Annotated in this window: 29 protein-coding genes; 11 read left to right on the forward strand and 18 right to left on the reverse strand. The window is 61.3% G+C overall.

Translation table 11 applies throughout. The features are described 5' to 3' along the window. Positions 1-6: 6 nt before the first annotated feature. From AHA_RS14355 to AHA_RS14375, 5 genes are all read right to left on the reverse strand, one after another. Entirely contained in the window at positions 7-735 is a 729-nt protein-coding gene (locus tag AHA_RS14355; RefSeq protein WP_011706642.1) for a flagellar hook assembly protein FlgD, read from the reverse strand. Between the two features lie 15 nt (positions 736-750). Further along, entirely contained in the window at positions 751-1,170 is a 420-nt protein-coding gene (flgC, locus tag AHA_RS14360) for a flagellar basal body rod protein FlgC (RefSeq protein ID WP_011706643.1), read from the reverse strand. Further along, a complete protein-coding gene (flgB, locus tag AHA_RS14365; RefSeq protein ID WP_011706644.1) occupies positions 1,170-1,568 on the reverse strand; it encodes a flagellar basal body rod protein FlgB in 399 nt (132 codons plus the stop codon). Before flgB ends, flgC begins: the two co-directional genes overlap by 1 nt. A gap of 63 nt (positions 1,569-1,631) precedes the next feature. Continuing rightward, entirely contained in the window at positions 1,632-2,456 is an 825-nt protein-coding gene (locus tag AHA_RS14370; protein ID WP_011706645.1) for a CheR family methyltransferase, read from the reverse strand. Positions 2,457-2,474: 18 nt separating this feature from the next. Beyond that, positions 2,475-3,386: a chemotaxis protein CheV gene (locus AHA_RS14375; RefSeq protein ID WP_011706646.1), complete on the reverse strand. Its 912-nt coding sequence runs from the start codon at positions 3,384-3,386 to the stop codon at positions 2,475-2,477. 222 nt (positions 3,387-3,608) lie between these two features. Here AHA_RS14375 and flgA point away from each other — a divergent pair, with 222 nt between their 5' ends. The 3 genes from flgA to AHA_RS14390 all read left to right on the forward strand — a co-directional run bounded on the left by flgA (position 3,609) and on the right by AHA_RS14390 (position 5,038). Beyond that, entirely contained in the window at positions 3,609-4,214 is a 606-nt protein-coding gene (gene flgA, locus AHA_RS14380) for a flagellar basal body P-ring formation chaperone FlgA (RefSeq protein WP_065476769.1), read from the forward strand. Between the two features lie 90 nt (positions 4,215-4,304). Continuing rightward, the gene (gene flgM, locus AHA_RS14385) at positions 4,305-4,625 is read left to right on the forward strand and encodes a flagellar biosynthesis anti-sigma factor FlgM (protein WP_011706648.1); all 321 of its coding nucleotides are present in this window, start codon (positions 4,305-4,307) and stop codon (positions 4,623-4,625) included. Further along, positions 4,625-5,038 carry a flagella synthesis protein FlgN gene (locus AHA_RS14390; RefSeq protein WP_011706649.1) on the forward strand — a complete coding sequence of 138 codons (414 nt, stop codon included), beginning with the start codon at positions 4,625-4,627 and terminating at the stop codon, positions 5,036-5,038. The genes flgM and AHA_RS14390 overlap by 1 nt, the downstream gene beginning before the upstream one ends. Positions 5,039-5,095: 57 nt before the next feature. Here the strand turns inward: AHA_RS14390 and yfcE are convergent, their stop codons facing one another. Both yfcE and AHA_RS14400 read right to left on the reverse strand, forming a co-directional pair. Further along, positions 5,096-5,638, reverse strand: coding sequence for a phosphodiesterase (gene yfcE, locus AHA_RS14395; protein ID WP_011706650.1), 543 nt, complete (start codon positions 5,636-5,638; stop codon positions 5,096-5,098). Between the two features lie 10 nt (positions 5,639-5,648). After that, entirely contained in the window at positions 5,649-7,286 is a 1,638-nt protein-coding gene (locus AHA_RS14400) for a peptide ABC transporter substrate-binding protein (protein ID WP_164927694.1), read from the reverse strand. Between the two features lie 225 nt (positions 7,287-7,511). On the opposite strand from AHA_RS14400, the gene AHA_RS14405 reads away from it, so the two are divergent. Then, positions 7,512-8,417, forward strand: coding sequence for a DMT family transporter (locus AHA_RS14405; RefSeq protein WP_011706652.1), 906 nt, complete (start codon positions 7,512-7,514; stop codon positions 8,415-8,417). An 11-nt stretch (positions 8,418-8,428) separates the two neighbouring features. On the opposite strand, the gene rsuA is transcribed toward AHA_RS14405, so the two are convergent. Further along, on the reverse strand, positions 8,429-9,121 hold the full coding sequence (gene rsuA / locus AHA_RS14410) for a 16S rRNA pseudouridine(516) synthase RsuA (protein ID WP_011706653.1): 693 nt from the start codon (positions 9,119-9,121) through the stop codon (positions 8,429-8,431). 174 nt (positions 9,122-9,295) lie between these two features. Here rsuA and AHA_RS14415 point away from each other — a divergent pair, with 174 nt between their 5' ends. After that, positions 9,296-10,492 carry an HD-GYP domain-containing protein gene (locus tag AHA_RS14415; RefSeq protein WP_011706654.1) on the forward strand — a complete coding sequence of 399 codons (1,197 nt, stop codon included), beginning with the start codon at positions 9,296-9,298 and terminating at the stop codon, positions 10,490-10,492. On the opposite strand, the gene AHA_RS14420 is transcribed toward AHA_RS14415, so the two are convergent. After that, complete coding sequence (locus AHA_RS14420) at positions 10,489-10,677, reverse strand: hypothetical protein (RefSeq protein ID WP_011706655.1); 189 nt, start codon at positions 10,675-10,677, stop codon at positions 10,489-10,491. The two genes, AHA_RS14415 and AHA_RS14420, sit on opposite strands and share 4 nt — an antisense overlap. A gap of 99 nt (positions 10,678-10,776) precedes the next feature. Then, the gene (fsa, locus tag AHA_RS14425) at positions 10,777-11,427 is read right to left on the reverse strand and encodes a fructose-6-phosphate aldolase (protein WP_011706656.1); all 651 of its coding nucleotides are present in this window, start codon (positions 11,425-11,427) and stop codon (positions 10,777-10,779) included. Positions 11,428-11,555: 128 nt separating this feature from the next. Between fsa and AHA_RS14430 the strand changes: the two genes are divergently transcribed. From AHA_RS14430 to AHA_RS14450, 5 genes are all read left to right on the forward strand, one after another. Beyond that, positions 11,556-12,452, forward strand: coding sequence for a glycyl-radical enzyme activating protein (locus AHA_RS14430; protein WP_011706657.1), 897 nt, complete (start codon positions 11,556-11,558; stop codon positions 12,450-12,452). A 52-nt stretch (positions 12,453-12,504) separates the two neighbouring features. Then, positions 12,505-14,937, forward strand: coding sequence for a formate C-acetyltransferase/glycerol dehydratase family glycyl radical enzyme (locus tag AHA_RS14435; protein ID WP_011706658.1), 2,433 nt, complete (start codon positions 12,505-12,507; stop codon positions 14,935-14,937). 92 nt (positions 14,938-15,029) lie between these two features. Beyond that, entirely contained in the window at positions 15,030-15,776 is a 747-nt protein-coding gene (locus tag AHA_RS14440; protein ID WP_011706659.1) for a DeoR/GlpR family DNA-binding transcription regulator, read from the forward strand. Between the two features lie 127 nt (positions 15,777-15,903). Then, positions 15,904-16,797 (forward strand): EamA family transporter, encoded by an 894-nt coding sequence (locus AHA_RS14445; protein ID WP_164927695.1) that lies wholly within the window; start codon positions 15,904-15,906, stop codon positions 16,795-16,797. A gap of 121 nt (positions 16,798-16,918) precedes the next feature. Next, entirely contained in the window at positions 16,919-18,769 is a 1,851-nt protein-coding gene (locus AHA_RS14450) for an extracellular solute-binding protein (RefSeq protein ID WP_011706661.1), read from the forward strand. 96 nt (positions 18,770-18,865) lie between these two features. Here the strand turns inward: AHA_RS14450 and AHA_RS14455 are convergent, their stop codons facing one another. Together AHA_RS14455 and AHA_RS14460 are read right to left on the reverse strand one after the other, a co-directional pair. Next, complete coding sequence (locus AHA_RS14455) at positions 18,866-19,258, reverse strand: DUF2750 domain-containing protein (RefSeq protein ID WP_011706662.1); 393 nt, start codon at positions 19,256-19,258, stop codon at positions 18,866-18,868. A gap of 93 nt (positions 19,259-19,351) precedes the next feature. Next, positions 19,352-19,909: a hypothetical protein gene (locus AHA_RS14460; protein ID WP_011706663.1), complete on the reverse strand. Its 558-nt coding sequence runs from the start codon at positions 19,907-19,909 to the stop codon at positions 19,352-19,354. Between the two features lie 250 nt (positions 19,910-20,159). On the opposite strand from AHA_RS14460, the gene AHA_RS14465 reads away from it, so the two are divergent. Beyond that, complete coding sequence (locus tag AHA_RS14465; protein ID WP_011706664.1) at positions 20,160-20,408, forward strand: TIGR02647 family protein; 249 nt, start codon at positions 20,160-20,162, stop codon at positions 20,406-20,408. On the opposite strand, the gene AHA_RS14470 is transcribed toward AHA_RS14465, so the two are convergent. The 6 genes from AHA_RS14470 to astE all read right to left on the reverse strand — a co-directional run bounded on the left by AHA_RS14470 (position 20,395) and on the right by astE (position 25,716). Then, positions 20,395-20,700 carry a hypothetical protein gene (locus tag AHA_RS14470; RefSeq protein WP_164927803.1) on the reverse strand — a complete coding sequence of 102 codons (306 nt, stop codon included), beginning with the start codon at positions 20,698-20,700 and terminating at the stop codon, positions 20,395-20,397. The two genes, AHA_RS14465 and AHA_RS14470, sit on opposite strands and share 14 nt — an antisense overlap. A gap of 123 nt (positions 20,701-20,823) precedes the next feature. Continuing rightward, positions 20,824-21,033 carry a cold-shock protein gene (locus tag AHA_RS14475; protein ID WP_005331438.1) on the reverse strand — a complete coding sequence of 70 codons (210 nt, stop codon included), beginning with the start codon at positions 21,031-21,033 and terminating at the stop codon, positions 20,824-20,826. A 204-nt stretch (positions 21,034-21,237) separates the two neighbouring features. Then, a complete protein-coding gene (locus AHA_RS14480) occupies positions 21,238-22,338 on the reverse strand; it encodes a dihydrolipoamide acetyltransferase family protein (protein WP_011706666.1) in 1,101 nt (366 codons plus the stop codon). Next, on the reverse strand, positions 22,335-23,321 hold the full coding sequence (locus AHA_RS14485; protein ID WP_011706667.1) for an alpha-ketoacid dehydrogenase subunit beta: 987 nt from the start codon (positions 23,319-23,321) through the stop codon (positions 22,335-22,337). Before AHA_RS14485 ends, AHA_RS14480 begins: the two co-directional genes overlap by 4 nt. Further along, complete coding sequence (gene pdhA / locus AHA_RS14490) at positions 23,318-24,409, reverse strand: pyruvate dehydrogenase (acetyl-transferring) E1 component subunit alpha (protein WP_011706668.1); 1,092 nt, start codon at positions 24,407-24,409, stop codon at positions 23,318-23,320. Before pdhA ends, AHA_RS14485 begins: the two co-directional genes overlap by 4 nt. 281 nt (positions 24,410-24,690) lie before the next feature. Further along, positions 24,691-25,716: a succinylglutamate desuccinylase gene (gene astE / locus AHA_RS14495; protein ID WP_011706669.1), complete on the reverse strand. Its 1,026-nt coding sequence runs from the start codon at positions 25,714-25,716 to the stop codon at positions 24,691-24,693. Positions 25,717-25,779 lie beyond the last annotated feature (63 nt).

Genomic DNA, 25,779 nt, shown 5'->3' on the forward strand with positions numbered 1-25,779 from the left:
AGCTCCTTAGATCGATGCTGTTGGCGTGGGGGTTGATGGTGTTTTCACCGTACCTGCAATCTGCAAGATACTGTTCAGGCTTGTTGTACCGAGGCCTTTCAAATTGAGCTGAGTCGGATTGCTTGCCGTACCCAGGATCACGCTGTCGACCTTGCCATAGGCAAAGATCGGGACACTCTCCGACTTCCCGTCCACGGTACCGTTTGCCTTGAGGGTGTATTTGCCCTCTTTGGCCGGGTTTCCGTCCTTGTCCTTGCCATCCCAGACGATTTCGACGTTGCCCTTCTGGTCACCTTCCAGCGGAAACTCCTTGATGACCTGCCCGCTCTCGTCTTCGATGGTGATCTTCACGTTCGAATACTTGTTTTCTGTGCCCACGGCGACCACGCCTGGCAAAGAGCCGTCTTTTTCCAGGTAACCCACATTGCTCTGCAGCAAGACGTTTTGTCCCACCAGTGCCGAGGCTTGCAGCGCCTGGCTGGAGGTCATCAGGCTATTGAGGCTGCCAATCTGGTTGGAGAGACTGCTGATCCCCTGTGACGTCGACATGGAGGTCATCTGGGAAAGCATCTGGGCGTTGTCCACCGGCTTGAACGGATCCTGATAGGAGAGCTGCATGGTCAGCAGCTTTAGGAACGACTCCTGATCCAGCTCCTTCTTGGGCGTCGACGTCGTGCCCGTGGTCTGGGTGGTCGTGCGGCCGATGCCGTTCACGCCACTGGTTGTATCTGCCATCTATGCGTCCCCCTGTCAGGACTTGCCGAGGTTGAGCGTCTGCTGCAGCATCTTCTTGGCAGAGTCTGCAACCTGCACATTGGTTTGATAGCTGCGCGAGGCGTTGATCATGTCCGCCATCTCTTCCACCATGTTGACGTTGGGTTTGAAGATGAAGCCATCTTTATCCGCCATGGGGTGGTTGGGGTTGTACTCCTTGAGCAAGGGTGCCTCGCTCTCGACAATCCCCTTTACTTCAACCCCGGCCGACGCCTGCTTGTCCGACATGGCCTGATCCAGCTGGGCGGCAAAAATTGGCCGCCTGGCATGGTAAGTTTTTTCCACGCTGGAGCTGACGCTGTCGGCGTTGGCCATGTTGCTGGCTACCGTGTTGAGGCGAACAGACTGTGCACTCATGGCCGAGCCTGCAATGTCAAAGACCTTGAACAAACTCATCACTGTTCTCCTTTCAAGGCCTTCAGCAGGCCGCTGATCTTGCTGTTCATAAATTCAAGGGAGGTCTGGTATTCAAGGCTGTTGCGCAAAAACTCGCTGCGCTCCTGCTGCACGTCGACCGTGTTGCCATCACCGGTATCGGGCTGCAGGGGATTGCGATATTGCGTAACGCCTGGTGCATCCATCTGCAGGGCGAAATGCTTCTCACTGGTCGTGGCAAGGCCAAAGCCCTGTTGTTGCTGGGCCTCTTCCAATGCTTGCGAGAAGTTGATATCCCGAGCCTTGAAGCCTGGCGTGTCCGCATTGGCAATGTTGCTGGACAACACCTCTGCACGCTTGGAGCGAACGCTCAGCGTGTATTGATGAATACCAAATGCCTTGTCGAATGAAATTGCCATAGCACACCTCCTGCTTGAGAAATTATTAGCAAGAGGTGTGCCAAAGAGGGATTTAAGCGGGGATCATTTAACCTTGTAGACGATGCCGGGGTTGCACCGGATCATCTCGAACCTGTCGGTCAACCCGGCCAGCGACTCGGAAGCCCCCAGCATCAGATAGCCGCCGGGATTGAGGCTGGCAGCAAACTGGTTGAGGATCTTGGACTTCACTTCCGGTGCAAAATAGATGAGCACGTTGCGACAGAAGATGATGTCGAACTTGCCAAGCAGGCTGTAGCTTTCCAGCAGGTTCAATGGCCGGAAGGTGGTCAATTTTCTGACACGCTCCACCACCCGCATCTTGTTGTCACCATAAGGTTCGAAGAACAGCTTCTTGCGCTCGGGCGACAGACCGCGAGCCAGCGCCAGACTGTCGTACACCCCTTCCTTGCACTGATTGAGCATGGTGCTGGAAATATCAGTCCCGACGATCTGCACCCCACCTGGCAAGGTGCCCGGTTTTTTGACCTGCTGTTCCAGTGCCGTCATGGCAATGGAATACGGCTCCTGCCCAGAAGAGGATGCAGCAGACCAGATCTTGATCGGTCTGCCACTCTTGCCGAGCTCGGGGAATATCTTGTCCGTCAGCAGCTGGAAGGGGTAGGTATCGCGAAACCACAGGGTTTCGTTGGTAGTCATGGCATCAACCACTGCCATTTTCAGGTCACGCTCACGCACACTCATCGCTCGAGTAACCAGATCAGACAGACTCTCAATACCAAACTGAGTCATCAAGGGTGAAAGCCGACTCTTGACCAGATACTGTTTGTTGTCACCCAGCACGATTCCGCTCTGTACCGCCAGAAAATTGCTGAATTGTTTGTATAAGTCGTCCGAAAGTGTCTTCATGCAGTTTGTTCTTCTTGATTAGAGTGCGCCTTGTACGGCCTTGGCCAATTCATCCGGCTGGAATTTGGCAATGAAATTGTTCGCACCAACTTTCTGCACCATGGCCTGATTGAACACCCCACTGAGGGATGTGTGCAGAATAACATGTAAGTCCTTGAGATTGGGATTGTTGCGGATCTCGGCGGTAAAAGTATAACCATCCATTTCCGGCATCTCGATGTCCGAAATCACCAAGGCGATCTGATCCTTGATGGGACCGTTTTTGGACATCTCCAGCAACATGTTGAGCGCTTCACGCCCATCCTTCGCCAGTACGCACTGCACCCCGATGGCTTCGAGCGCACGCTGTACCTGCTTGCGAGCCACGGAGGAGTCATCAGCCACCAACACCGGACGTCCCAGAGTCGGATGCTCCACGCTGGCCTCCACCAGCTCTTTGCTGACCTCGGTCGATACCGGCGAGATTTCGTTGAGAATGCGTTCCACGTCCAGGATCTCGACCAACTCACCATCGACCTCGGTCACTGCCGTCATGTAGTTGATGCGCCCCGCCCCTTTCGGCGGCGGCAGGATGGATTCCCAGTTCATGTTGATGATGCGCTCGACCGAGTGCACCAGGAAGCCCTGAATGGAGCGGTTGTATTCGGAGATGATGATGAAGCATTTGGTCAGATCTTCGATCGGACGCTTGCCCATCGCCATGCTGAGGTCGATCACCGAGATGGTCTGGCCGCGGATATGGGCCACCCCGCGAATACAGGAGTTCAGCTTGGGCATGACAGTCAAGGGAGGACACTGCAACACTTCACGTACCTTGAATACGTTGATGCCAAATCTTTGACGTCCGTTGAGACGAAACAACAATAACTCCAGCCGGTTTTGCCCAACTAGCTGGGTACGTTGGTTGACCGAGTCCAGGATACTGGCCATAAACACTCCCTAAAAACGCTTGGCATTAATCATGCATGCGTGTTGGCTTGCGTCAGACTATCGATGTCACTGCGAACGAATTCTGAAGCAAGCATAGTTAAATATGGTGATATACGTGAACAACTTATCGGCCAGCGAGCGAAAATGATTAGTAGACTTTTCCTCACCTTACTGCTGTTTTGCGGCATTTCTCACGCCACGGCATCCGAGGTGACCAGTTACTTGCAAGAAAAGGCGCAGGATTTTGTGCTCGGCCAGCTCGATGTCCCGCTCGATGCCCAAGTACAGGTGCAGGCAGCCTCCATCGATGAGCGCCTGCCTTTGAGTCGCTGCGACGAACATCTTGCCATCACGCTGCCCGCCAAGATGGAGATCCGCCGCAATACCACCGTCTACCTCAAATGCGAGGAAGAGAAGCCCTGGGATCTCTACCTGCCGGTGCGGGTCAGCATACAGAAGCCTTATGTGACCGTCTCCACCCCGGTGGCCAAGGGCGATATTCTGAGCGAAGGCGTGCTGACACAAGCCTATCAGGATCAGACGCTGATGCGCGGCGACTATCTCAGCGATACCACGGCGCTCATTGGCGTGCGCAGCAAACGCGAGCTCAAGCCAGGCCAGCCTATCCGGCTCAGTCAGGTCTGCGTGGTCTGCAAGGGCGATCAGGTGACCCTCAGCGCAGAAAATAGCAGCATGCAAATCAAAACCATGGCCCGAGCCTTGCAAGATGGCAGCTTCGGAGACATGATCAGGCTCGTCAATATCCGCTCAGGCAAAACGGTGCAGGGTAAAGTCAACGCTGTTGGCTCCGTGGTGGTCACCTTCTGAGTGTTTTTCAGATCACTTTTTTTCTAAAGTTATGGCGATGACCACCGATAAACAGGTAAGCGAACAGCAAAGCAGACGAAGGTAAACACTATGGCTATTAACAATATCAACAACTTGGCGAACAACCGGTTGCAAAATACCGGGAGCAGCCAGGGTGCCAATACCAAACCAGCGACCTCGTCCCCCGATAACCGTGCGGCGACCGTCAAGACCGACTCCGTCTCCTTGACCAGCGAGGCGCAGCAATTGCAACAGATGCAGAAAAACCTCAACTCAGCCTCCACCGGCAATGAAAGCCGGGTCGAGAGCCTGAAGAAAGCCGTGGCCAATGGTGAATATCAGGTCAACAGCGAAGCTGTGGCCAAGAAGATGTTCAGCTTCGAATCCAACCTCGACAAGTTGCTGGGATAATGGATTTACCTTCGCTGCTGCACACTCAAGACGACTACCTCTCCCAGATGCAAGGCTTGCTGGAGGAGGAGTTCAACCTGCTCAAGCAGCACCAGGCGCTGGCGCTGCCCGAGCTGGCAGAGCGCAAGCAGAAGCTGCTTGCCGATATTGAAGAGCTGGACAAGGCCATGGCGCTGCTGCCAGACCTGAAACAGCAACTGAACGCCTACCCCGAGCAGATGCGCACCCTACGTGAGAAACTCGATGCCTGCCAGGAACAGAACGATCTGAACGGGCGCCTGCTCGAGCTCAGCATCGTCTCCAACCGCCGGCTGGCCAGCTACCTGAGCAAGCTGCGGGATCGCAACTCCCTGACCTATGACGCCAAGGGCAATACCCGCTCCGGTACCCGCTCCATCGGCATCAAGGCCTGATCTCCCCGTTATGACGGCTGGCTGCTCCGCAGCACGACCATCCCCACCCCCTCTCTTTTACAGTTCCAGCCGCATCAGCACTTCGCTGTCCGCACAGGCGTGGATCCCGAGCACCCCATCCTTGTAGCGGCCATAACTTGCCGCCAGATTGCCGCGTGGAAAACAGATGGATCCCGGGTTCATCAGCACCAGCTCCCCTTCGCGCTGCAGCACGGGCAAATGGGTGTGACCGCTGATGAACAGGCTGCCGGCAGGGAGCGGCACCTCTGCAGGCCGATAGAGATGGCCGTGGCTGACGAACCAGCGCCGACCATCCACCAGCATCTGGTTGTAAGGGGCGGTGATGGGGAAATCCAGCAGCATCTGATCCACTTCCGAATCACAGTTGCCCCGTACCGCCATGACGCGGGAAGCCAGCGTATTGAGTCGCTCGGCCACGGCCGCAGGGGCATAGCCCGGCGGCACCGGGTTGCGCGGGCCGTGATTGAGCAGATCGCCGAGCAGCAGATAGTGATCCGGCTGCCAGGGGGCAAGCTGGTCCAGCACCCGCTCCAGCGCACTCAGGCTGCCGTGCAGGTCGGAAAGAATGGCAATTTTCATGGCAAGCTCCTTACTGCTGGCTGAAGTAGAGATCCTTGGTGGCGATCGCTCCCTTGAGGTTCTGCACCGGCAGGCCGCGCAAGGTGGGATCCACCAGCCGCATCTGGTTGTAGTGATAGACGGGAATGGCCGGCATCTCGTCCATCAGCAGTTGTTCGGCCTGGTGGTAGAGCCCGGTCCGGGCATTGCCATCCAGGGTATCAGCCGCCTGCTGCAGCAAGCCGTCGAAAGTCGGGTTGCAGTAACCACTCTCGTTCTGGGGATCCTGGCAACGGAAACTGTTGAGCATGGCGGAGGGCTCCACGTAATCCCCGAACAGGAAGGAGCGGGCCAGCATGAAATCACCGCTGTCTTTGGCCACCTGATAGGCATTCCACTCCATGTTGCTGAGCGTCACTTCGACCCCCAGCGGCTTCCACATGGATGCGACCGCCAGCGCCAGCTTCTTGTGATTCTCCGAGGTGTTGTAGGTGAGCGTCAGCTTGAGAGGGTGCTGACTGTCATAGCCCGCCTGTGCCAGCAGCGCCGCCGCCTTGGCCAACCGGGTCGGCTGATCCTGCAGGGCCAGGGGGGAGCTCAGCGCCTCGTAGCCCGGCATGCCGGGCAGCAGCGACCAAGCGGCCTGCTCTCCCTGCCCGCTGACCTTCTCGGTCAACAAGTGCCGATCGATGGTCATGGCCAGCGCCTGGCGCACTCGCACATCCTGCAGCTCGGGGCGACGCAGGTTGAAGGTGTAGAGGTAGGTGCCCAATAACGGCAATCCCCAGATCCGCTCGGGGGTCGCCTCCTTGGTCTTCTGGTAATACTCCAGCGCCACCTTGTTGGTGAGCTGGATCTCCCCCGCCTCGTAGCGCAGCCGCTCGGCATGCTGGGAGGCAAGCGGCAGGTAGGTCACCCGCTGGATCCGGGTGTGGGCATCATCCCAGTACTGGACGTTGCGCTCGGCCTCGATGCGCTCATTGGGCACCCAGTTCACCAGCTTGTAGGCACCGTTGCTGACAAGCTTGCCAGGCTGGGTCCACTGCTTGCCGAACTGGCTGATGGCCTTCTGATTGACCGGCACGAAGGGGCGCTGGCTTATCAGTTGCAGGAAGTAGGGCACAGGCCGCTCCAGCGTCACTTTGAGGATCTGGTCACTTTCCGCCTCCACCCCCAGGGTGTTGAGATCCAGCGCGCCGGCGTAGATGGACTGGGCATTGTTGATGCCGGTCGCCAGCAGCAGGCCGGCTGAGGGCGAGGCCTGGGCCGGATCCAGCAGACGGCGCCAGGCATAGACGAAATCGGCGGCGGTGAGCGCGTCACCATTGGACCACTTGAGCTGGGGGCGCAGGAAGAAACGCCAGACCAGCCCGTCCTCGCTGGTCTCCCAGCGCTGGGCCTGGGCCGGCACGATCCGCCCCTGCCCATCTTCGCTCACCAGCCCCTCGAACAAGTCCACCAGCACCACTTCACCGGGGAAACCGGAGCGGATCTGGGCCGGATCGAGGGACTCGGGTTCGGCGCCATTGCCCTTGACCAGGGTCTGGCGATCAGACAGCGCAGGCTCCTGGGATACCGTGGTCGCCTGCAGCGGCGGCGCCAGCAGCAGACCCAGCAGCAAGGGAGAGAGCCAGCGACGGGCTGGCCGGGAAGCGGGGCACAAAACCATGACATAAACCTCGTTCAAAACACTTATTTCAAGAAGGGGGAAGGCCGGCGGCGCGCCTGAATACGAATGCATGATGCCGCGCTTGTTATCCCCGAAGACGCCCCGTATTGTATCGGGCTTGCCCAAGAGATGGAGTCTCTCGGGCTATTTTTTTCCGTAGTTTTTTATGAGGTGCGAGCGGTTGTCGCCTGCGTCCTTCATCTGGCTACATTTTCAGGAGTTTTTATGGGGTACGAGTGGCTGGCACTGGCAGCAGCCAGTTTATGGGCGGTCGCTGCCCTCATCTCCGTCAAACCGGCGCGCCACCTGGGGGCTTTTGCCTATAGCCGCTGGCGCATGTTGCTGGTCAGCCTGATGCTGGGGTCGGCCAGTCTGGCTACCGGCGGCTGGCAGACCTTGACCCAGAGTGCCCTGCCCCTGCTGGCACTGTCGGGCTTGATCGGCATCTTCGTTGGTGACACTGCCCTGTTTGCCTGCATGAACCGGCTGGGGCCAAGACGCAGCGGCCTGCTGTTCTCCTGCCATGCCCTCTTCTCCGCCCTGCTCGGCCTCTGGCTGTTTGGCGAGCAGCTCGGTGGCTGGCGACTGGTGGGGGCCATGCTGGTCTTTGCCGGTGTCATGCTGGCCATCCTGTTCGGTCGCCGTGGCAATGCTCAGCAGAATGAATGGGAACAGGTGCGCGGCCATCTCGTCATCGGCATCGGTCTGGGCCTGACCGCCGCCTTCTGCCAGAGCCTGGGTGCCATCATCGCCAAACCGGTGATGATGAGTGGCACCGTGGATGCGATCAGCGCCTCCGGCATCCGCATGGGCAGCGCCCTGCTGGCCCACTGCACCCTGCGGGCGCTGAGAGTGCCGCTGTCATTGCCGCACAACCCCATCAACCGCCAGGTATTGGGGATGATCGGCATCAACGGCTTTCTGGCGATGGCCATGGGCATGACGCTGATCCTGGTCGCCTTGCGCCAGGGGGACGTCGGCATGGTGGCGATCCTCTCCTCCACCACGCCGGTCATTCTGCTGCCACTGCTGTGGTGGCACTCGGGGCAGCGCCCTTCCCTGGCGGCCTGGGCCGGCGCCCTGCTGGCGACCCTGGGCACCACGCTGGTACTGGGAGCCAGCGGACACTGACTCCTGAAGGGTCAGAACCGGGCGATCTCGTCGGCGGTCAGCTCGCGATATTCGCCCGGTGCCAGCTCTTCATCCAGCGTCAGGCCGCCCACCCGCTCCCGGTGCAGTCCCACCACCTTGTTGCCGATGGCGGCAAACATCCGCTTCACCTGATGGTACTTGCCCTCGTGGATGGTCAGACGCGCCTCGCACTCACCCAGGATCTCCAGCTGGGCCGGCCGGGTCTTCTCGGTCTCGCTGCGCAGCAACACCCCTTCGGCAAACAGCGCGATGGCATCCGGGCTGACCGGGTCTGCCAGCCAGACATGGTAAGTCTTGGCACACTCGTGACGGGGGGAAGTGATGCGATGGGACCACTGACCGTCGTCGGTCACCAGCACCAGACCGGTGGTGTCGAGATCGAGCCGACCCACCACGTGCAGCTTGCCCATGGCCGGCTCATCCATCAGGAAGAACACGGTGGGGTGATCCGGGTCTTCGTTGGAGCAGACATACCCTTCCGGCTTGTGCAGCATGAAGTAGCGGTTGCGCTGATCCAGGGTCAAGGTGACACCGTCAAATTCCACCTGGCTCTGCTCGTTGATGTGGAAGGCGGGCTGCTTGACCACGATACCGTCCACCATCACCTCTCCCTGCCGGATCAGTTTGCCCGCCAGCGAGCGGGTCAAGTCGGAACAATCGCAAAGAAATTTATCGAGCCGCATGCACAACCTCAGAGTCCATCAAGAAAGGGGCGTCATTATATCGGCCGGGGCCGACAACTCCAGCACTAAGCGCCGCGGCCGCCACGCATGTCGCCATGACGAACCGGGGCGCCGGTGTTAGACTGCCAACAGAGGGCCTAACGTTACGCATAATAATAAAGTTCAGGAAGCCGTATGAAGTCGCAAACACCTCATCCCGTTATTCCCGTCAACCAGCTGCAACCCGGCATGTACGTGATCGCCATCATCAGCCAGACCGGCGGCATGGAGATTGCCCAGATGGGGCTGGTGACCACCCGCCAGCAGATCAACGATCTGGTCAAGCGCGGCGTACTCACGGTGCGAGTCGATCTCGCCCGCAGCAAACTGCCCGGCATCGAGCAGGTCATCTCCCCCGACCCGGCCATCTCCCCGGCCAGCACCCAGCGACCCTCCGGCAGTGGTAACGGCGAGGGGCGCGAGCTCAAGATCCGCCGGCTTTATCAGGAGGCCCGCGAGCTGCAAGGCAAGTTCATCCGCCATCTCAAGGCGGGGGAGCCCATCGACATCACGCCGCTGGCGGCGGTCGCCGAGGAGATGGTGGACACCATGTTCACCCACGGTGACGCCATGCTCTGTCTGGCCCGCATTCGCGCCAAGGATGCCTACCTGATGGAGCACTCGATGAACGTCGCCATCCTGCTGGCGAACTTCGGCCGCTATCTGGACCTGGATCGCAGCGTGCTCAAGGAGCTGACCCTGGGCGGCTTGCTGCACGACGTGGGCAAGATCATGACCCCGGACGAGGTGCTCAACAAGCCGGGCAAGCTCACCGACGAGGAGTTCGCCGTCATGCGCCAGCACGTGGTGCACAGCTACGAGATCCTGAGCAACACCCCCGGCATCACCGCCACCATGCTGGAGGTGGCCGCCAACCATCACGAACGGCTCGACGGCACCGGTTACCCGCAGCGGCTCAAAGGCGAACAGCTCTCGCTCTATACCCGCATGAGCGGCATCGTCGATGTCTATGACGCCGTCACCGCGGATCGGGTCTACAAGCAGGGCATGCAGCCGACCCAGGCCTTTCGCATTCTGCTCAAGGGGATCAACCACCACTTCGATGCCGAACTGGTCACCAAGTTCATCAAGTGCATGGGGGTCTATCCGGTGGGGACGCTGGTGCAGCTCTCCAACCAGCGGCTGGCCATCGTCATGCAGCGCAATCCCCATGAGCCGCTCAAACCGGTGGTGAAGGTGATCTATCACGGGACCCAGCGCCACTACCTCGAGGTGCAGTGGCTGGATCTGGCCAAGAACGGGGTGCAGGAAACCATCGAGAGCACGGTCGATCCCAAGGAGTTCGGCATCAACCTCGCCAACTTCGTCTAGTCGGCATCCCCCTCCCGCAACCGCTCGGTGCAGTGCTGGATGAGGAACTCCTCATCCAGCGGTGACAAATCAAAGCGGATGCAGGCCTCTTCGATGGCCCGGATGTTGTGTTGATGGTGCTCGCTGAGCCAGCGCACGGCGCGGCGCAGATCTTCACCATGGGGCAGCAGGGTATGGTCGCTCATGGGGCACCTCCGATCAGCTATCGATAGTGGCCCGTCACAGCGGGCCCTCTCTTCTAGCTTAGCCCGCCTGCCGCCCCTTCATCCTGCCTTCAAGCAGGCTCAGGCAAACGCCCGCTGCCAATCCTGATCAAACTTCGCCAGCGCCGCGTCTACCGCCGGTACTCTCAGCAGCTGTTCGGCCACATCGAGCGGCAATGTGATGGACTGGCAACCTGCCAGCAGGCAGTCAAGCGCCTGGCGCGGAGTGCGGAACGATGCCGCCAGCACCTTGCTGTGCGGCGCATGCAGCGCCAGCAGCTGTTGCAGCTCCTGTACGGTGGCGATGCCATCGCCACCCTGGGCATCCAGCCGGTTGACGTAGGGCGCCACGTATTCCGCCCCCGCCACCGCCGCCAGCCAGCCCTGCAGCGGGGTATAGACCGCCGTGCCCAGAGTCGGCACCCCGTTGGCCGTCAGGGTTTTGATGGCCGCCAGCCCCTCTTCACATACTGGGATCTTGATCACCAGGTCCCGGTCCAGCTCACGCAGGGCAAATGCCTCGCGCACCATCTCGGTTTCGGTTTTGGCCATCACCTGGGCAAACAGCCGGGCCTTGGGACCCAGCACCTCCCGCAGGGCGGGCAGCAGCTCGGTCAGCGGCATGCCGCCTGCCGCGGTAATGGACGGGTTGGTGGTGACGCCGGCCAGCGGCAGGATCCGTGACCAGCGGCGCACCGCAGCCACATCGGCAGTATCGAGATAAAGCTCCATCTCTGACTCCTTAATGGGATGTTCAATCTGTCGCCATTCTAGCGAGATAACATCCGCACATTGTTTGATCAAAATCAAATCAGCTTTCGAACGAAAGAAAATAGAATGCAAAAACAAAAGGAGGCGGTATGATTTTCGACCTGCAACGCTATTCAACTCACGATGGCCCCGGCATTCGCACCCTGGTGTTTCTCAAGGGGTGCTCGCTGGCCTGTCGCTGGTGTCAAAACCCGGAAAGCCGCTCTCCCAAGCCGGACATACTACTCGACCGGCGCCAATGCATCGAGGGATGCCGGCTCTGCAGCGACGCCTGCCCGGCAATCTTGCGTGACAGCCAGGGTGTCCAGCTCACCCGCTCAGCCCTGCGCAATCAAGATGTGGAACGGCTGCGCGGCCTCTGCCCCAGCGAAGCGCTGCAGGTGTGCGGCCGGGAGGAGAGTCTGGACACCCTGATGGCCACCATCCTGCGGGATCGCCCCTTCTTCGAGCGCAGCGGCGGCGGGGTTACCCTCTCCGGCGGCGAGCCCTTCATGCAGCCCGAATTTGCCGCCAACCTGCTGGCCCGCTGCAAGGCCGAGGGGCTGCATACCGCGGTGGAAAGTTGTCTGCACGTGCCCTGGCACCAGATTGAACCTAGCCTCCCCCATCTCGACCTGCTGCTGGCGGATCTCAAGCATGTGGATGAGGAACGCTTCTTCGACTGGACCCGCGGCAAGGTCGCCCTGCCCCTGGCCAACCTCAAGCGTCTGGCCGAGCGCGGCGTGGCCATGCAGATCCGGGTGCCGCTCATCCCCGGTTTCAATGCCGACCGCGCCTCCATCGAGGCCATCACCCAAGCTGCCGCCCGCCTCGGCACTGTGCAGGAGATCCACTTTCTCCCCTACCACACCCTGGGCGCGGGCAAGTACGCCCTGCTCGACCAACCCTATCAGGCCCCCCTGCAGCCACTCGATGACCCGGCACTACTCGCCTTTGCCCATGAGTGTGCCCGTGCGCAGGGGCTGACCCCGCTCACCCGGGGCTAGCAACACCCCATGACATCAGCCACTCACAGCCCAATGACCAGAGGATAAGACCATGACCCAGCTCGACCTCACTACCCTGCCCCCGCGGATCCGTGCCCACAAGGAGAGCCTGATCCACATCGTCCAGCCGCCGGTCTGCACCGAGCGTGCCCGTCACTACACGCAAGCCTATCAGGCCCATCTGGCCCGGCCGCTGCCGGTGCGCCGCGCCCTGGCGCTGGCCCTCCACCTCAAGGAGCGCACCATCTGGATCAAGCACGACGAGCTCATCGTCGGCAACCAGGCCAGTCAGGTGCGGGCGGCGCCGCTCTTTCCCGAATACACGGTGGGCTGGATCGAGAAGGAGATCGACGAGCTGGCCGACCGCCCCGGCGCCGGCTTTGCGGTGAGCGAGGCGGACAAGCTGGCCATCCACGCCCTCACCCCCTTCTGGAACGGCCAGACGGTGCAGGATCGCTGCTACGGCCTCTTTACCGACGAGCAGAAGGGGCTGCTGGAGAGCGGCATCATCAAGGCCGAGGGCAACATGACCTCGGGGGATGCGCACCTCGCGGTCAACTACGAGCAGCTGCTTGCCCTCGGTCTCGACGGCCTCAAGGCCAAGGTGGCCGAGCGGTGCGGCCGGCTCGATCTGGCGGACTGGGCCGATCTGCAGCGCGAGCAGTTCCTGCAGGCCGTCGCCATCACCTTCGATGCCGTCAGCCAGCACATCGAGCGTTACGCCGCACTGGCTCGCGAACTGGCACAGCAGGAGCCGCGCCCCGAGCGCCGCTGCGAGCTTGAGACCATCGCCCTCAACTGCGCTCACATCGCCCACCGGCCCCCCGAGACCTTCTGGCAGGCGCTGCAGCTCTGCTACTTCATCCAGCTCATCCTGCAGATCGAGTCCAACGGCCACTCGGTGTCGTTTGGCCGGATGGACCAGTACCTCTACCCCTGGTATCGCCGCGAAGTAGAGCTGTCGGAATCCCTGCCGCGCACACGCGCCATCGAGCTGCTGCAAGGGTGCTGGCTCAAGTTGCTGGAGGTGAACAAGATCCGCTCCGGCACCCACTCCAAAGCCTCCGCCGGCAGCCCGCTCTATCAAAACGTCACCATCGGCGGCCAGAACTGGCGGGATGGCAAAGCCCATGACGCGGTCAACGGCCTCTCCTACGCGATTCTGGAGTCCTGCGGCCAGCTGCGCTCCACCCAGCCCAACCTCTCGGTGCGCTACCACGCCGGCATGAGCGAGGATTTCCTCGACGCCTGCATCCAGGTGATCCGCTGCGGCTTCGGCATGCCCGCCTTCAACAACGACGAGGTGGTGATCCCCGAGTTCATCAAGCTCGGGGTGAGCGAGGAGGATGCCCACCACTACGCCGCCATCGGCTGCATCGAGACTGCAGTACCCGGCAAGTGGGGCTATCGCTGCACCGGCATGAGCTTCATCAACTTCGCCCGCATTCTGCTGGCGGCACTCGATGGCGGCCGCGATGCCACCACCGGCAAGGTCTTCCTGCCCCAGCCCCAGTCACTGCGGCAAGGCACGTTCGGCCACTTCGACGAGGTGATGGCCCGCTGGGACGAGCAGGTGCGCTACTTCACCCGCAAATCCATCGAGATTGACTGCGTGGTCGACAGCGTGCTGGAGGCCCAGGCCCACGACATCCTCTGCAGCGCCCTGGTGGATGACTGCATCGAGCGCGGCAAGACCATCAAGCAGGGGGGCGCCGTCTATGACTGGGTCTCCGGATTGCAGGTGGGGATCGCCAACCTGGGCAACAGCCTGGCGGCGCTGAAGAAACTGGTGTTCGAGCAGGGCGTGGTGGATCAGCGCGAGCTGGCCGAAGCGCTCGAGCAGGATTTTGCCGGGCTCGAGGGCGAACAGCTGCGCCAGCGCCTCACCCACGCAGCCCCCAAATATGGCAACGATCTGGACGAGGTCGACCTGCTGCTGGTGCAGGCCTACCAGAGCTACATCGACGAGCTCAAGGGGCTGCACAACACCCGCTTCGGCCGTGGCCCCATCGGTGGCACCTACTATGCGGGCACCTCCTCCATCTCGGCCAACGTGCCGTTTGGGGCGGCCACCATGGCTACCCCGGATGGCCGCCACGCCCGCACCCCGCTGGCGGAAGGGGCCAGCCCAGCATCGGGCTCGGATCGCCTCGGCCCCACGGCGGTGTTCAATTCGCTCGGCAAGCTGCCCACGGCGGCCATCCTCGGCGGCGTGCTGCTCAACCAGAAACTGAGCCCGGCCAGCCTTGAAAACGAGCGGGACAAGACCAAGCTGATGAGCCTGCTGCGCACCTTCTTCGAGGTGCACAAGGGGTGGCACGTGCAGTACAACATCGTCTCGCGGGAAACCCTGCTGGCGGCCAAGGCCCATCCCGACCAGTATCGGGATCTGGTGGTGCGGGTGGCGGGCTATTCGGCCTTCTTCACCGCCTTATCCCCCGATGCGCAAGATGATATCATCGCCCGCACCGAGCACAGTCTCTGACGGGCCCCACCAGGGGCAGCTGTGCCCCTTTATGACCGGCAAGCCACCCGCGCGGTGGCTTGCCGCTATCCACTGCCAGCCAGCGAGGCCCCATGAACCCACGCCACCAACTGATCCTCACCCTGGTCCATCAGGCCCGCAAGATGAGCGTGAGCGAGCTCTCCCAACGTACCGGGGTCTCGGAGGTGACGGTGCGCAACGACCTGACCGCGCTCGAAAAGCAGGGGCTGCTCAAGCGGGTGCACGGCTCGGCCATGGCGCTGGAGAGCGACGATCCCGACGCCCGGATGAACATCAACTACCTGCTCAAGGAGCGCCTCGCCGAGCGAGCCGCCCAGCTGGTAGAGGATGGCGAGACGGTCTTTATCGAAGGGGGCAGCGCCAACGCCCTGCTGGCCCGTCATCTGGCCCTGCACAAGCGGGTCACCATCATCACCATCAGCAGCTACATCGCCCACCTGCTGCGCGACACCCAGGCCCAGGTAGTGCTGCTCGGCGGCCTGTTCCAGCATCAGAGCGAGAGCGTGGTGGGGCCGCTGACCCGGCTGTGCATCGAGCAGGTGCACTTCTCCAAGGCCTTCATCGGGGTAGACGGTTTTCATCCCGAGATGGGTTTCACCGGCCGCGACATGATGCGGGCCGACGTGGTCAACAGCGTGCTGGCCAAGGGGGTGACCAATGTGGTCATCACCGACAGCAGCAAGTTCGGCGCCATCCACCCGAGCCCGCTCGGTACGCCGGGCCAGATCGGCGTGCTGGTCACCGACGATGCCCTGCCCGCCCCCATGCGGGCCACCCTGGCCGCACGCGGCATCACAGTGCACTGCGTCGCCGCCTGAATCGCACCTTGCCCCCCGTTGCCCGGTTGCTCCCCCGCCTGGCGGCTTGACGGCGCCCACCGAGGCTGGGGTATGCTCGTCCTCTTTTGGCCTCTCCTGCCAGAGGCCACAGACCGAAGGACGCCGCATGCACACCAAGGACAAATTTCTGGCCGCTCTGGTCATCCTCTGCTGGGGGCTCAACTTTGTCGCCATCAAGTGGGGGCTGGAGGGGATTCCCCCGCTGCTGCTGGGGGCGCTGCGCTTCGTCGGGGTGGTCTTTCCCGCCATCTTGCTGGTCCCCAGACCCGCCATGCCGTGGCGCTGGTTGCTGGCCTATGGCGGAGCCATCAGTCTCGGCCAGTTCTCCTTTCTGTTCTGCGCCATGAAGTTCGGCATGCCGGCGGGCATGGCCTCGCTGGTGCTGCAATCCCAGGTGGTGTTCACCCTGCTGTTCGCCATGATCTGGCTGGGTGAGCGCTGGCAACCCCACCACTGGGTGGCCCTGCCGCTGGCGGGGGCCGGTCTCTATCTCATCGCCACCCATGGCGAAGGCAACCTGACCCTGCTCGGCTTCGTGCTGACCCTCTGCGCGGCCGCCTGCTGGGGCCTTGGCAACGTCATCAATCGCCAGATCGGGCTGCGCTACCAGACCACGCTGCCCAGCCTTATCGCCTGGGGCGGACTGGTGCCCATCCTTCCCTTCCTCGCCCTCTCCTGGTTGTTCGAGGGGCCCGAGCTGATGGCCAGCAGCCTGCTCAACATCAGCTGGCAGGGGTTCCTGTGCGTGCTCTATCTCTCCTTTGTCGCCACCTGGCTTGGCTACGGCCTGTGGGGACGGCTGCTGATGCGCTACCCGGTGGCGCAGGTGGCCCCCCTCTCCCTGCTGGTGCCCTGCGTCGGCATGGTGGCCGCGGCCCTGCTGCTGGACGAGCACCCCACCCCCTTGCAGTGGCTGGGCTCGGCCCTGGTGCTGCTGGGATTCGTGGTGCATCTGCTGGGCGGCCGGCTGCGCTGGTTCAAGCCGCAGACTGCAGCCTGACTCTTATTTGCCCGCCGCCATTGACCAGGGCGGGGAAACTTTCCATGATGAGCCAGCCCCCATCGGGGCTGGAGCCACCAGCGAGTGGCCTGCAGGACGCAGCCATCAGGAGAGCAAGGACATGCCATCGACCTTCACCGCCAGCCCCCGCATCATCCCGCGCCTTCTGCGCACCAGCGCCATTGCCCTGACCCTCTGCCTGAGCCACTACGGCTGGAGCGCCACCCTGCCGGCCGGTCTGACGTGGGAGAGCAACAACGCGGATCCCGCTTTCGCGGATCCGGCCGCCAAGCGGGGCGGCACCTTTCGCGGCTTCATGACCAGTTTTCCGCTGACCCTGCGGGTGTACGGCCCGGACTCCAACGGCGGCTTCGCCGGCTATATGCGGGAGACCAACCTGCCGCTCTTGAGCACCCATCCCGTCACCGGCAATCCCATGCCGATGCTGGCCAACGAATGGGCCTTCGGACCTGACCACAAGACCCTCTATCTGCGCATCAATCCCAAGGCGCGCTGGTCGGACGGCCAACCGGTCACCGCCGATGACTGGCTGTTCACCCTCAAGCTGCTGCGCAGCAAGGAGATCAATGACCCCTGGTACAACAACTACTACAGCACCCAGATAAGCGAGGTGACCAAGTTTGATGACCACACCCTGGCCATCTCCAGCGGCACGGCCAAGAGTCGCCAGGATCTGCTGGAATCCCTGCCCTTCAGCCCGGCCCCCAGTCACGTCATCAAGATCAGCGCCGACTGGGTCAAGGCATACAACTGGAAGCTGCTGCCGGTGACCGGCCCCTATCAGCTTGGCGAGGTGAAGAAGGGCAAATCGGTCACCTTCGAGCGGGTCAAGGATTGGTGGGGCAATGACGAGCGCTACTTCCAGCACCGTTTCAACCCGGACAGGATCGAGCTCAAGGTGCTCAGGGATCAGAACATCGCCTGGCAGCACTTCCTGCGCGGCGAGCTCGATACCTTCCCGCTGGTGATGCCCAACTGGTGGCACGACAAGAGCAAAACGCCGGAGTTCGCCAAGGGCTATATCGAGCGACTCTGGTTCTACAACCAGACCCCTCAACCCCCAACGGGGCTCTATCTCAATACCGCCGATCCGCTGCTGCGCGATCTCAATGTGCGGCTCGGCATCCAGCACGCCCTCAATCTCGACAAGATGCTCACCACCCTGCTGCGGGGGGATTACCAGCGCCTCAACAGCTATGGCTCCGGCCAGGGGGAGTTCACCAACACGGATCTCAAGGCCCGCCCGTTTGATCCCGAGCTGGCGCGCCAGTACTTCGCCAAGGCCGGTTTCACCAAACCCGGCCCCGACGGCACCCTGCAAAACAGCCAGGGCCAGCCGCTGACCCTGGCCATCACCTACACCACGGCGGAGCACGCCCAGCGCCTCACCCTGCTGCGCGAAGAGGCCAAGAAGGCGGGGCTCAACCTCGAGCTCAACCTGATGGACGCCTCGGCCGGCTTCAAGTCGATGCTGGAGAAAAAACACCAGAGCGCCTGGATGGCCTGGTCAGGCAGCCGTTATCCCGCCTATTGGGAGTTCTTCCACAAGATCAATGCCAACAAGCCGCAGACCAACAACATCATGAACATCGATGACGACGCCATCACGGCCCTGGTGGAGCAGTACGACAAGGAGTTCGACTTCGCCAAAAAGGCGGCTCTGTCGCGCCAGATCCAGCAACGGCTCTATGAGCTGGCCAGCTTCGTGCCCGCCTACCAGGTGCCCTACACCCGGGAAGGGGCCTGGCGCTGGATAAAACTGCCCAAACTGCCGGCGACGCCCAAGAGCGAGGTGCTCTACTGGCCGCTGGACGGCGGCAACAGTGGTTACAGCTATGGCGGTCTGTTCTGGATCGACGAACAGGTAAAAAATGAAACGCTGGAGGCCATCAAGAGCGGCCAGAGCTTCCCTCCCGTTACTCAGGTCGATACCCGCTTCAAGCAGCCCTGAGCCAGCGGCAGATAGAAAAAGACCCCGCACACTGGCGGGGTCTTTTTTTGCAACCGTTTTTTGGAACCTGAGTTGCTGGCGTCAAGCTGGGGGCGATTAGCCGCGCTTGGCCTGCTTCTGGGCGATGGCGTCGGCCACGTCGGCCGGCTCCAGCACGATGCCTTCCTGATCCGGAGTCGGGAACACGGCGACGCACAGTTCGTCCTGCTCCATGCCGTCGATCCAGCGATCCAGCCACACCTTGAGGGTGATGGACTGCGGCTTGCAGTCGGCCCACTCCCCTTCGGCCCACGCCTTGGCGTATTCCGGGTGCGGCCATACCGGGATGCAGTCTTCATCGTCGGTGGTCAGCATCATGACGCCGTGCTCGTCGGTCAGAACGAACAGCTCTTCGTGCTCGACCAGCTTGCTGATGAAGTGATCAAAGCGGTAGTCCGCGTTCAGTTGCAGCGCTGCATTGCGCTCGGTGTCGCTCAGTTCATAGCTCATCGGTCAAGTCTCTTGTGCAATAAAGGGCGCCATGTTCACATCTTGCCGGCGCCTTGTCCAGTATGAGAGATCGGTCACCGATTTTTCGCGATCTCATCCCAGCTCGGGGGTCAGCAGGGTGATCTCCGCCATCTCGCTGAAACGCTGGCGCAGCCAGTAGGCGGACTCCACTTCGACGAAGCAGAGCTGCTCCCGTCCGGCCAGGGCAGCGGCCATAACCTGCTCGAAACGGGCCTGTTGTTGCGCTTGCCAGGCGGCGGCCAGCTTGCCGCCATGGGCCTCATCCACCACCTCGCGGCGCAACTCGAACAGGTTATCGGTGATAGGGCTGTTGATCTTGGCCGGGCTGTGCCAGTACATCAGCAAATTGTCCATCATCTCGCTGTCGTAATTGGCCAATGCATCCAGCTCAGGCGTCGCACCCTCTTCACCAGTGGCAAAATCACACCAGGCCGCCGTCAGCGGGGCCAGGGTCTGGGCGGCAGCCCCCTTGCCATGCTGACGCAGGGCGGCGACATCCGCTCCCTTACAGGCCGGCAGCCAGACATCGCCCTGATGCTGCTCGAGCAGGGGCAACAACAGGGAGGCGGAATAGACGGGGAAACGCGTCCCCAGTGTGTGCAGCAGTGATACCAGTGTGATCTTGACCATGGAATACGCCTTGAACCGGAGGCCGATACGCAGCGTTCGGCCAGAAAGACAAAGGAGGCTCCTATCCTATCATGTTTGGCATGGCAGGGGCGGACTCAACTACGCCTCCTGCAAGCACTGGCAGGACGACCAAAAAAGCAGCGTTTGAGCACGCATGGCAAGGAGAAAGCCCAATAGTTTGAGCCAGCGCCCACTAAAGTGGATCCGGGAATGCTAGTTTGCATACATCTTTAGCGTAAGGAGTGCATTCATGATCGGGATCGACCAGGTTTCTAACGAGTTTGTAAACGATTTGAAAATACTGGCATGTTTTGATCCGGCCAACATGAGCCTGGGGATCAAGTTGCGCAGCGACATGTCCGACGAACTCTGCCAGGCAGCGTCACGTCTGCATCAACAGGGGCTCATCAGCGCGGAAGATGGTGGCTATCTGACGCCATTCGGCATGACCATGGTCGAGCACCTGCAGCACCTGCTGGTCGCACTCAAACCGCTTTGATCGCTTTGGGAGCCCACAGCGAAAAGTTGAGTAGCTCCCAGCGTTTCCCCTGACGTAGCAGACAGGCAAACAGCAAAGGACCTTCGGGTCCTTTTACTTTGCCATCGACCATCCACTCCCCCACCCGTTTTGGCAATGGTTGAGCCTTGATCTCCTCGGGCAGGGAGCCGCCGCCCACGCGTACCTCGACAAACTGCTGGCATACGGCTTTTGCCTCGGCCTCGACAGTATCCTGTCTCTGCACATCGGCAGAAGTGATCAGCGTGGCGGCAAGCAGAAGAGATGGCAGCATAGTGGAGGCAACGAGAGAGTCGGAAAAGTAGCACCGTTCACTCTCTGCAGATGAAAGTGAAGCGTCCATAAACAAAAAGCCGTGGAACCAGAGGTACCACGGCTTTCTTAAATTCTGTAAGAATTACAGAGCAGTTACGTTCTCAGCCTGCGGGCCTTTCTGACCTTGGGTCACAGAGAACTGTACGCGCTGACCTTCAGCCAGGGTACGGAAACCGTTACCGCTGATAGCGCTGAAGTGAACGAAAACGTCCGGGCCGTTTTCTTGCTGGATGAAGCCAAAACCTTTGGTTTCGTTGAAAAACTTAACGGTACCGGTGATCATGTTAGACATATCTTTAAACCTGTATTCAAAATAATTACTTATGCTTTTCAGCGGATAAAGCTCAAAAAACGGGATTAACTTATGAACAACAGGAAAAGATGTAAAACATCATATTCATTGACATAACTATCGCCCTTTCAAGCTGGTTTAGATTATACGTGGCTTTGGGGATTACGCAAACAATTTGTGCCCTGCCACGGCAGGGCACACATGTCACAATACGGGGGCTTCCAGCGCCTGTACCAGGGCCTTGAGGAAGCGTGCCGCCTCACCGCCGGTGCAGGCTCTGTGGTCGAATGTCATCGACAACGGCAGTGCTCTGACCGGGCGTGCCTCACCATGAATGAACACGACTTTCTCGAACAATTTGCCCGCCCCTATGATGGCCACCTGAGGCGGCGTCACGATCGGGCTGGCATAGCGCCCCGCGATGGCGCCGAAGTTGGTGAGGGTGATGGTCGCCCCCTGCAACATCTCGCGCGGCACCGCGCGCGCCTTCACGTCGGCAATCATGCGATCCAGCCCTTGGCGCAGATCGGCCCCTTCCCGTTCGGCCACGTTTTCCATTACCGGCACATAGAGCCCATGCTTGGAATCCACCGCAATGGCCACGTTGACCTCTCTGAACAGCCGCCTTGACAAGGTGTCGCCGTCAAACCAGGCGTTCATGGAGGGTTCGGCCCGACAAGCCACGCCGATGGCCTTGATGAGGCGCACCGTGACGTCTTCATCGGGGCGCCAGTGACGCAAGTCCACCTCGTCGGTGATGCTGACCGGCACTACCGTTTTATGGGACAGCTCCATCGCTTTGGCCATGGCCCGGCGCGAGCCCTTGAGGAACTCGTTGCCACTGCTCTGCTGGGCCTCGAATGCCTGCTGCACGTCCTGCTCGGTCACCATGCCGGCACTGCCGCTCCCCTTGAGCCGCTCGATATCCAGCCCCAGTTTCTGGGCAAGCAGGCGCACGGACGGCATGGCCTGCACCAGGGCACCACCGGGAGCGATGGCCCCCACCACGAAGTGATCCTCGATATGCTGCTGATGGGCATTGACCTTGCCGACGACGGTGCCGTCATCCTCACCGCCTTCGAACTCCACCAGCGGTGCACCGATGTGAAGGATGTCCCCCTCTGCACCACACAGCCTGGCGATGACCCCCGCCACCGGCGAAGGTACATCCACCAGCGCCTTGGCCGTCTCTACTGACAACAACACCTGATCAACGCTCACGGTATCGCCGGCGCTGACCTTCCATTCGACGATCTCGGCTTCGGCCAAGCCTTCACCCAGATCCGGTAATTTGAAAAATTTCATAGCCACTGGTTCTCCATCAGCTGATGAGCCGCATCGGCAATGTCCTGCTCGGTGATGAGGTAATACTCTTCGTTGCGGTAATAGGGGACGGCGGCGTCCACCCCGGTGAGCCGTCTGGGCGGTGCCTTGAGAGAGGTCAGCGCCTCCTCGGTGACCCGCGCCACGATCTCGGCGCCGACCCCGAAGCTGCCGCACGCTTCGTGCACCACCAACAGGCGACCGGTCTTGCGAACCGACGCCAGAATGCTCTCCATGTCCAGCGGCTTGATGGTGGCGAGATCCAGCACTTCGCATTGAATGTCCTGCTCCGCCAGCAGGTTCGCTGCCCTCATCACCTCCTGGATGCAGGCTCCCCAGGCGACGACCGTGATGTCGCGGCCGGGACGCAGGGTAAAGCAGACATCCAGCGGCAGACCGATGCCGTCATCCACCACATCGGATTTCATCGAGCGATAGATGCGGTCTGGCTCGAAGAACATCACGGGATCCGGGTCGCGAATGGCCGACAACAGCAGGCCATAGGCCCGTTTCGGACTGGAGGGGATCACCACCCGCAGCCCGGGAATATGGGCGAACAGGGCTTCCACGCTCTCGCTGTGGTGTTCGGGGGAGTGAATGCCGGCGCCATAGGGGGAGCGGTAGACGATGGGGCAGGTGATGCGGCCCCGGGTGCGATTGCGCATCCGCGCCGCCTGGCAGATGATCTGCTCCATGCCCGGGAAGATGAAGCCCTGGAACTGGAATTCAGCCACGGGCTTGAGCCCCTGGGTGGCCATCCCGACCGCCACCCCGGCGATCAGCCCCTCGGCCAGCGGGGTATCGATCACCCGCTTGAAGCCGAACTTGTCGCGCAGGCCCACGGTGGCGCGAAACACCCCGCCGTTGACCCCCACATCCTCGCCGAGCACCACCACGTCCGGGTCCCGCTCCATCTCGTGATGCAACGCCAGATTGACGGCCTCGAGCAACGTCATATCACTCATGCTTCCTCCCCGCTGTGCTGCTGCATGCCCTTGGCGATGATGCGCTGGCGCTGCGTGCGGTAATCCTTCGGCAACTCGGCAAACTGGTAGTCGAGCAGGGTTTCAGGGGCCTGCACCGCCGTGTTTTCATACACGGCCACGGCGCGCTCGACCTCGCGGGCCGCCTCGGCCAGCAATGCCTGCTCCTGCTGCTCATCCCACCAGCCCTGTTCAAACATGAACTGGCGCAGCCGCTTGACCGGCTCCTTGGCCCAGGCGGCTTCCACCTCGGCCGCTTCCCGATAACGGGTCGCATCATCGGCCGTGGTGTGATCCCCCAGCCGATAGCTGACCGCCTCGATCAGGGTCGGTCCCTTGCCGCTGCGGGCGCGCTCGACGGCGCTGCGGGTGGCCTCATAGACGGCGACCACGTCGTTGCCGTCCACCTGAATGCTGCGCACGCCGGCCCCTATCCCTTTCTGGGCCAATGTGGGGGCGCTCGACTGCAGCTTGCGCGGTACCGAGATGGCCCACTGGTTGTTGTTGATGATCATCACCATGGGCAGGTGCCAGACGCCGGCACAGTTGAGCCCCTCCAGGAAATCCCCCTTGGAGGTGCCGCCATCGCCTATGGTCACCACGGCGACCCTGGGCTGATTGCGCAGTTTGAAGGCCGCAGCGATGCCGGCAGCATGGGTGATCTGGGTGGCGATGGGCACGCAGATGGGCAGATCCTCGGAGAGTTCGCCATCCGCCTTGTAAAAGACGCTGCCACGCTCGTCCCCGCCCCAGTACTGCAGGTTTTTCTCCATGGGCACGCCCCGTACATAGAGGGTGGGCATGTCCCGGTAGTAGGGCACATAGACATCCTGCGGCTGCATGGCGAGCCCGACCCCTATCCCGACCGCCTCGGCGCCCAGGTGGGAGGGAAACGTACCAAGTTTGCCGGTTCGCTGCAGCGCGATCGCTTTCTTGTCATAGCTGCGCACCATCACCATGTTGCGGTAGAAAGTGTGCAGTATCGCCTTGTCCAGCCAGGTCGGTAGTGTGGCGACCGGGCGCCCTTCCTCATCGAGGTAACGAAGGAAAGGGATGTCGACATGGGTCATAACTGGCTCCTTGCCGTTGTCAACGTCACCACCATGAGGTGACCCTTTGAATGTAAATAGATTGTTAACCAAAGGGCAATGAGATTTAGCCAGGTAAGACCAGTAGAAACTTCTTTAATTTCAGAAAGAAGCTGGACTTTTCGGCTGAGAGAAAACGAAACAGGGAGCCGCATCGGGCTCCCTGTCAGGATGAGGACGGGATCGCTCAAGGCTCCCGAAAAGGGCTGCACGCCCTGCAATACCGGTGGCAGCCTGCCATTGCCATAAGAAGTGGCGCCGGGTTACTCCCACAGCCGGGTCGGCACCACCAGCAGCACGGTACGCTGGCCGATGGCCACGTTGGCGTTGGGGAACACCACTGCCTCCCGCGGTTTCTCTACCGTGTAGCGCAGCTCGCCATCCTCGGCCAGCACGAAACCCTGGGGAAATTCGGTGAAATTGTCCACATCGCTGGCAAACAGGAAACGAAACTGCTCCGAGCGCTTGTTGATCACCCGGTCGATGGCAAAGATGGTGAAGTCATCCGCCCGCCAGGGCTCCAGCACCACCTCGTCCCGGGTCACCAGATCCTGCAGCGCCTGCCGGGTTTCGATGAAACGGGTCATGTCGTTCTCGCCAAACGGGCGCACCTTGCCCAGCTCCACCGTGAAGGCGTGAGCACCGTGGCGGTGGGAGCTGTAATAGCTGAAGGTGGTGGTGGGGCCGCTGGAGAGCAGAATGGTGCGCACGCCGCAGGCACCGAGAAACTGCACCTGCTCCTTGCAATGGGGCCGCTCGTGGGGGAAGGGATAGACGGCAAACTTCTCGTGACGCGAACCGCGAATGGCGGTGTGCAGGTCGTAGTGGTAGCGCGGTCTGGCCGGATCGGCGAAGAAGCGGCTCACATACTGCTCGAGGCGCATGGCGCGGATCCGCTCCTGGTTGCACAGCCCCTCCCCCTTGCTGTGGGCGCCGGAAAAGAGCCGGTTCATGTTCTCCTCCACTTCGCGCACGCCCAGGTTCATGGCCGCCGGGTTGCCGAACAGGAACAGCACCCGGTGACGGGCCCTAAGCTCGCCACTGAGCAGGCGGCTCAGCAGCTGGTTGCAGATCTCGATGGGGGCCGTCTCGTTGCCGTGGATGCCGCAGGAGAGCACGATATCCTTGCGCCCGCCCGGCAGATCGCCGGCGCCGCTGGCAGGCTCCAGGCAGAGCACCCCGGTATCCCACACACTCGCGCGAGCACCATCCGGCAGATCAAATGAGAACGGCTCAAGCTGCCACTCGTGGCGGCGAGTCAGGGCCAAAAAGTCATGCTGGGGAATCATCCATCTCACCCTTTTGTCAGGAACGCTTGGCCGGATTATACGCAAGGCCCTCGGGCTTAAAAT

The sequence above is a fragment of the Aeromonas hydrophila subsp. hydrophila ATCC 7966 genome, assembly GCF_000014805.1.
Classification (GTDB): Bacteria; Pseudomonadota; Gammaproteobacteria; order Enterobacterales; family Aeromonadaceae; genus Aeromonas; species Aeromonas hydrophila.